Source organism: Stieleria sedimenti (assembly GCF_025060895.1).
In the GTDB taxonomy this organism is placed as follows: Bacteria; Planctomycetota; Planctomycetia; order Pirellulales; family Pirellulaceae; genus Stieleria; species Stieleria sedimenti.
This window is the reverse complement of sequence record NZ_JANZKV010000290.1, coordinates 24,194-30,193: the sequence shown is the minus strand read 5'-3', so window position 1 is coordinate 30,193 and position 6,000 is coordinate 24,194. Positions and strand designations below refer to the sequence as shown.

Genomic DNA, 6,000 nt, shown 5'->3' with positions numbered 1-6,000 from the left:
TATCCCGGCGCACCTGCCACTCCATCATTCTGCCACCCCATCGTCTTGCCCCATCGTCTTGCCCCATCGTCTTGCCCCATCGTCTTGCCCCCATCGTCTTGCCCCCATCGTTTTGCCGCCATCGTTTTGCCGCCATCAATCTGCCGCATCAAACCCCTTCCAGCGGACGAAGCCTTCGATGGCTTGGTACTGGGCCAACCCCAGCCGGTCGTAGATCTGTGCGGTTTGGGCGTTGCGTGCTTCGGCGCGTTGCCAGAATTCTCTCGCGTCGGAGCCTGGGAACAGGGCGCGGTCTTTTTGTGATTCGTGTTTGAAGATCGCGTCGCGTTTGCGGTCGACTTCTTGGGGGCTCAGCGGCACCGCCATCTCAACCTCGTGGGGCGCCCACTCTTGCCAGGCACCGCGATAGAGCCAGACGGCGGTCGACGCGAACCAGTCGTCGTGTCGGCATTCCGCACACGCGGCGAAGATGATGTCCAGGCAGGTGCGGTGGGTTCCATGGGGATCGCTCAGGTCGCCGGCGGCATAGATCTGGTGTGGTTGCACGTGACGCAACAGATCGACGGTGATTTGAACATCACGTTCGCCGATCGGATTTTTGCGGACCGCTCCGGTTTCGTAGAACGGCAAGTTCAAGTAATGCAATCGTTCGTCACGGACGCCGCAGACACGCGCCCCTGCGGTCGCTTCACCGCGTCGAATCAGCCCTTTCAATCGCTGGACTTCATTGATATCGACGCTTCCGGATGCCTTGTCGCGGATGGCGTGAATCATCATCTCGGTCAGGCGTTGGATGTCATCGCTATAGACTTCGAACTCGCGACAGAAATCGGCGGCGAATTCGGCGAATCGTAACGCATCGCCATCGAAGACGGCCAGGTTGCCCGAGGTCTGGTAGGCGACGTGGATTTCATGGCCCTGAGTCGCCAAACGTGTCAACGTGCCTCCCATCGAAATGACATCGTCGTCGGGGTGCGGCGAAAACAGGATGATCCGTTTGGGGAACACCGTATCGGGGCGGTCCGGTTTGCCGGCGGGCCAGCCGGTGATCGTATTTTGCAGATGGCGGAAGACGCTGAGGTTGATTTCATAGGCGGTTCCGTATTCGGCGAGCAGGCCCTGCATCCCGTTGGCGTTGTAATCGGCGTCGGTCAACATCAGGATCGGCTTTTGGACCGACTGTGAGAGTGCGATCACGGCCCGCCGGACCATCACGTCATCCCAGCGGACATCGCCGACCAACCAGGGCGATCGGATTTCGATCAGACTCGCCGCGGCAGCGGAATCAAGAAAGAACTCGACGTCATCGTGTCGTTGCAGAAACGTCGCCGGGACCGCCGGAGCCACTTCGCCTTCGATCGCGCGGGCGACGATCGATGCCTTGCCTTCGCCAAAGGCGAGCAAGATAATTCGCCGGGCGTCCAGGATCGTGCCGACCCCCATCGTGATCGCACGCCGCGGCACATTTTCGACACCGAAAAAATTGCTGGCCGCGTCGATCCGCGTCATCGCATCAAGCGTGATCGGCCGCGTCCGCGAATCCGTCCCCGAACCGGGTTCGTTGAAACCGATGTGTCCGGTCCGACCGATGCCCAGGATCAACATGTCGATGCCGCCCAACTCGGCGATCTCATTTTCGAACATCAGGCAGTATTCTGCCAACTCTTCCTGCGGCGTGGTGCCGTCGGGAATGTGGATCTGATCGCGTGGCAGGTCGATGTGGTCGAACAGGTGCTCGTTCATGAATCGGACGTGACTTTGCAGCGATTCCGGCTCCATCGGCAGGAATTCATCGAGCACAAAGACTGCCACGTTGGAAAACGAGAGGCCTTGTTCGCGATGCATCCGCACCATGGCGGAGTACACATTGACGACGGTGGAACCGGTCGCCAACCCGAGCACGCAGGTGCGTCCCTCTGCGGCACGGCTTCGCACGAGGGTCGCGATTTCGAGCGCCGCAGCTTCGCTGGCATCGCTCGCTTCGGGGAAGACTCGATACGGAATCGACGACAGCGTCGTCGCCGGTTGAAAGGGTTTGAGTCGGCGTCTGTCTTTTCTCATGGTGTTATTCGTTGCTGCAAGATGGATCGGCTTGATGTGTCAGTTGTCTTGCGTGCTGTGCCGCACCGAGCATTCCGGCGTCGTTGCCGAGCGTGGCAAAATCGATTTTCAACGTCTCGCCGGTTTGCACCAACGACAGACGCACCATTTCGCTTCGGATCGTCCGCAAAAACGCTCTGCCGGTGCGGGTTTGGTTGCCGCCGAAGTTCACGGCACCGCCGAGTAACACGACGGCGGGATCGGCGATGTGGGCGAGCATGGCGATCGCCCGCCCCAGATGCACGCCGGTCCTGCGGACCGTCTCCATCGCGATCGCGTCGCCGCGCTCGGCGGCGGCGGCAATGATTTCCGGCGTCAGTTCGTCGGCATCGCGGAGCGGCGATCTCTGGTCGGTCGCTTCGAGTTGCTCGAGTGCGGTTTTGACGATTCCTGCGGCGCCGGCATAGGCTTCCAAATGCCCCCAACGCCCGCACCCGCATTGCCGGGCATCGGGACCGTGCTCGATGGTGACGTGGCCGATTTCGCCACCACATCCGTGACTGCCATTGATCGCCCGGCCGGACACAATGATCCCACCGCCGATGCCGGTCCCCAGCGTCAAGAAAGAAAGCGAGTCGGTCCGATGCTCCCCGAAACTGGACTCACCGAGTGCCGCGGCATTGGCATCATTGATCACGGCCACCGGCTTTTGAAAGACGCGCGCCAATTCTTGATGAAAACCGATACCGTGCCAGGCGTGCAGGTTTGCCGTTTCCATCAAGGTGGCCGTCGTCTCGTCGATCACGCCGGCCATGGCCAATCCGACCGATTGCAGCGCATCAAAGGTGGCACCGTGCCGGTGCAACGCCGCGATCGAAAACTCGCGGGCCCGGCGAAACACATCCGAGGGTTCGTCGCAATGCGCCGTGGAGATCTGGTCGCGGGCGACAAGCTCCTCCCCACGCAACAGTCCTAGTTTGACCGAAGTGCCTCCAAGATCGATGCCCATGACGAACGACGGCGATTCGCTGGTACAGTAGTCGGTTGGTTTCATGTTCGGATACAAACGTCGGCGCAATCACTCATCACGTTCAAACTCATCATTTCGATTCATTCAATTCGCGATGCAAAACAAATGGTTCTCTCCGCGGATGAACAACTCATCGCCGCACGGAGCGGGAGTTGCATCCACCGTTTCACCGACCGAATTGGACGAAACAATTTGGAGCGTCGGGGAATCCTTCATCACGACGGTGGTTCCACTTCGTCCGGTCAAGTAGACGTGGCCTCCGGCGGCCATCGGCGACGCGTAGGTATTGCTGATCCCCGGCAGCCGGACGGCTTCGTAGTAGGGTTTGCCGGTCTTGGCATCCAGACAACTCAGGTTTCCGGATTTGCCTTTGTGGTAATACAGCCGGCCGTCGCTGAGCAACGGGGATGCGATGTCGGGTGTGTCGCGGTTCACCGTCCACACCACGCGGTCGGTGCCTTCGATGTCGCCTCGTCCGTCGGGCCGGAACGCACCGAGGAACGAACCCTGAAAGCCGCTACCGATGAACACCAATCCGTCCGCGGCAACTGCCGAAGCGACCGGCCGAGCGGTTTGGCCGCCGCAGCGCCAGAGTTCTTGACCGGTTTCCAGATCGTAGCTGCGGGCAAAGTTTTGACCGTTCATGATGATCTGTTTTTTGCCGGCGACGTCGATCACCAAGGGCGTGGCCCAGCAAGACGGTTCATCGCGATCGGTCTTCCAAATCGTCTCACCCGTCAACTTGTCCAACGCGTAGATTGCCGAATCGCCCTCATGGTCCCACGGCACGATGATCATCTTGCCGTGAAGTGTCGGTGAGCTGCCCTCGCCGAATCCGTTGCGTGTGATCATCTTTCCAAAGTCATCGCGTTTCCATTTCAGCTGACCGTCCAGCGTGTAGCAATACAGGCCTCGCGAGCCGAAGTGCGCATACACATGTTTGCCATCGGTGCAGGGGGATGCCGACGCAAACCCGTTGGTCGAATGGGTTTCCTGGTGCGGGACGGCGGTGACGGCCGTTTGTTGCCAAAGTTGCTGACCAGATTGCCGGTCGAAACAGAGCACCTGAAACTCCAGTTTCGGCAGCGCCGGAGCCCTACCACGTTGGAATTGATTGCGATTCTGCGGGGTTCGTGGCGGTGCCGCTGTCCCTGGCCCCACGTCGACGGCGGTGACCACAAACACGCGGTCTTCCCAAATCACCGGCGACCCAGAACCGCGGCCGGGAATCGGCACCTTCCATTTCACGTTCTCCGTTTCGGACCACTGGGTCGGCGGATTACCGCTGGTGGCCGCACCGTTGCCGGTCGGACCTCGCCAGTGACTCCAATTGTCGGCAATAACGCTCTCCGCGGACGTAAGCAATGTCATCGCGGTGACTAGGACGCTGATCCGGCAAATACTGCGAAACATGAGAGGTGAATTCTGAAGGAGGAAAGGTGAGGAAAGGTAACGTGGAGGGGCCGCCTTTGATCCGGACGATTCCGGTTTGGGCACATTGTAACTCGTCGGCCCGGATCGAGTGTCTCGGCAGGGCTGTTCCCGCCGGCCGAGCTTTTGCAGCAAACGCAGATTTCCGGGGCCAGATGACCGGGGCATCCCCCTGAACTCGCCCGACACCGCCGACGTAAAATCTTTGACACTACGCATCGGATGCGACATGTTGGGGGGTACCGGACGCGGCCCGAGACAGATTTCTGTCCGTTGACTTCGGCAAAAAAGGTCTTTGGCATGTTAATCGATCAAACGGAACTCATCCAACAAACTCCGGTGTGCGGGGGCCTGCGACAAGAGACGCTGCGATTGATCTTGAGTCAATCCGAAGAGCAAGAGGTGCCCGCGGGTGAATTCTTTTTCCGAGAGGGAGACGCGGGAGACTGCTTGTACGTGATCCGATCCGGGACGGCGATCGTCCAACGGACCTGGCAGGGCAAAGCGATTGTCTTGGCGCGAGTTCAGCCCGGTGACTGTTTCGGCGAAATGTCGTTGATCGATTTACAACGCCGCTTCGCCGGCGTCAAAGCGGAAACCGATTGCAGCGTGATCCGAGTTCCCTACACGGCGCTGATGAAGCTGTGTCAGGTCGATATGGAACAGTACGCGATGGTAATGATGAATTTGGGACGCGAAGTCAGTCGCCGGCTGCGGATCGCCGGCGAGCGACTGTTTCGTTATCAGCAAGAACTCGGCCAGCATTGGTTTGACGAGGAATTGGCATTCGATGCTTGATCAATAGCGGATCTGCTGTGGCGGAGAGTACAATACGTGCAAGTCAACTCAACGGAGCAGAAAATGAGTCTCACCACCACTCAGGGCGAACAGCGTGTCCTGCTGCGATCGATCTCGTGGCAGACCTATGAAACGTTGGCCGACAATCCGGATCGCGCCGGGAGATTGATGACCTACGACCAAGGATTGCTTGAGATCATGTCGCCGTCGATGGCTCACGAATCCGACAAATCGTTGCTGGGACGTCTCGTTGAAATGTACAGTCTCGTCAGGGGAATCGATCTTGCATCCTCAGCGTCGACCACCTTCAAACGCCCCGATCTGAAACGAGGCTTCGAGGCAGACGAGTCGTACTACATTCAAAATGAGCGACGCGTGCGTGGCAAACGCGAAATTGATTTGGCAATTGATCCCCCGCCTGATCTGGTCATCGAGATTGGAATGACTCGTTCGGCGACCAACAAGCTGGCCCTGTTGGCCAGCATCGGAGTCCCCGAGGTCTGGCGATACGACGGGGAAACGCTTTGGCTCGGACGACTCGCCAATGACGATTACCGATCGATTGCCGCCAGCGAGGTGTTGGCGGGATTCCCCTTCGACGATGCGGTCGCCACACTCAAAGCCGTCGGCTCGGCGAGCGAAACCGAATTGATTCGTCGGTTCGTTGAGAAGCTGTAATCGAATATCACCCGATTTGTCGC

At 59.2% G+C, this 6,000-nt stretch carries 5 protein-coding genes; 2 read left to right on the top strand and 3 right to left on the bottom strand.

The window, feature by feature from the left end; genetic code table 11:
* Positions 1–135: 135 nt before the first annotated feature.
* From NZK35_RS30735 to NZK35_RS30725, 3 genes are read right to left on the bottom strand one after another with little or no spacing between them, the layout of a single operon-like run.
* A complete protein-coding gene (locus NZK35_RS30735) occupies positions 136–2,061 on the bottom strand; it encodes a glucosamine-6-phosphate deaminase (RefSeq protein WP_259636360.1) in 1,926 nt (641 codons plus the stop codon).
* A gap of 4 nt (positions 2,062–2,065) precedes the next feature.
* Positions 2,066–3,094: an ROK family protein gene (locus tag NZK35_RS30730; protein WP_259636359.1), complete on the bottom strand. Its 1,029-nt coding sequence runs from the start codon at positions 3,092–3,094 to the stop codon at positions 2,066–2,068.
* Between the two features lie 60 nt (positions 3,095–3,154).
* The gene (locus NZK35_RS30725) at positions 3,155–4,483 is read right to left on the bottom strand and encodes a PQQ-binding-like beta-propeller repeat protein (protein ID WP_259636358.1); all 1,329 of its coding nucleotides are present in this window, start codon (positions 4,481–4,483) and stop codon (positions 3,155–3,157) included.
* Positions 4,484–4,801: 318 nt separating this feature from the next.
* Here NZK35_RS30725 and NZK35_RS30720 point away from each other — a divergent pair, with 318 nt between their 5' ends.
* Together NZK35_RS30720 and NZK35_RS30715 are read left to right on the top strand one after the other, a co-directional pair.
* Positions 4,802–5,299 (top strand): Crp/Fnr family transcriptional regulator, encoded by a 498-nt coding sequence (locus NZK35_RS30720; RefSeq protein WP_259636357.1) that lies wholly within the window; start codon positions 4,802–4,804, stop codon positions 5,297–5,299.
* Positions 5,300–5,362: 63 nt separating this feature from the next.
* Positions 5,363–5,977: a Uma2 family endonuclease gene (locus NZK35_RS30715; protein WP_259636356.1), complete on the top strand. Its 615-nt coding sequence runs from the start codon at positions 5,363–5,365 to the stop codon at positions 5,975–5,977.
* Positions 5,978–6,000 lie beyond the last annotated feature (23 nt).